At 67.6% G+C, this 889-nt stretch carries 1 protein-coding gene and 1 pseudogene; one reads left to right on the forward strand and one right to left on the reverse strand.

Annotated features, from left to right (window positions below; all coding sequences use genetic code 11):
* Positions 1 to 28 precede the first annotated feature (28 nt).
* Complete coding sequence (locus A3E77_RS06010; RefSeq protein ID WP_293644200.1) at positions 29 to 691, forward strand: cytochrome b; 663 nt, start codon at positions 29 to 31, stop codon at positions 689 to 691.
* A gap of 73 nt (positions 692 to 764) precedes the next feature.
* Here the strand turns inward: A3E77_RS06010 and A3E77_RS19410 are convergent.
* Positions 765 to 845 (reverse strand): annotated as a pseudogene (locus A3E77_RS19410) (c-type cytochrome); the annotation flags it as partial.
* Positions 846 to 889: the final 44 nt, after the last annotated feature.

Raw genomic sequence — 889 nt, forward strand, 5'->3', positions numbered from 1 at the left:
TCCTCGGCGAGCCGCCCCCGGTGGCAGCATGATCGAGGCGATCCAGGCGTGGGCGGCGCGCTATGCCGCCGACCGCCGCTACTCGCCCGTCGGGCAGCTATTCCACTGGACGATGGCCGCGCTCATCCTATTCCAGCTCGGCTGGGGCTGGCGCATGAGCCGCATCGACGCGGGTGGCGACAAGTTGGAGGCGTTTCGGGTTCATGCCGAACTCGGCCTGCTGATGCTCGTGCTTGCTGCGCTGCGCGCGATCTGGCGGATGATCGTGCCGGGTCCCATCAACGATGCCGACCGGCTGGGCTGGCAGACGGTCGCAGCCTATGTGACGCACATACTCTTTTACGTCTGCTTTTTCGGTCTGCCGCTCTCGGGCTGGGCGATGTGGTCGGTGGTCGGCGGCGAGCCGCTCGAAGTGGCGGGGCTCCTTCCCTGGCCGCACATGCCCTTCGACAGTCTGGAAAAAGGCATTCAGTGGTGGATTCTCGACTGGGCGGAGGGAATCCATGCGCTCCTGATCATTCTCCTCGTCGCGATGATCCCGCTGCACGTTGGCGCGGCTCTGAAACATCATTTCTGGGATCGGCACGACGTGCTGCGGGGGATGTTGCCCGAGCTTCCGGAGGATGGTGCGGAAAGGACGCCGCATGACGGGACACCGCCGCAAGCTCGGCGGCCGAGAGCAGGCGGCTGACGCGGCGCATCTCGCCCAGCGGGTCATTGTTGCGCTTCGCTTCGCGCCACGCGCGAAGCTGACCCGAGATATAGGCGGCGGGCTGACCGGCCAGCGGCGGATTAGCGGCATCGCCCACGCCGCCCACACCGTGGCACGAGGCGCAGGACGGCAATCCCCGCGCGGGATCGCCCTCGTCGTAGAGGCGGGCGCCCGCCG

The sequence above is a fragment of the Sphingopyxis sp. RIFCSPHIGHO2_12_FULL_65_19 genome (assembly GCF_001830555.1).
In the GTDB taxonomy this organism is placed as follows: domain Bacteria; phylum Pseudomonadota; class Alphaproteobacteria; order Sphingomonadales; family Sphingomonadaceae; genus Sphingopyxis.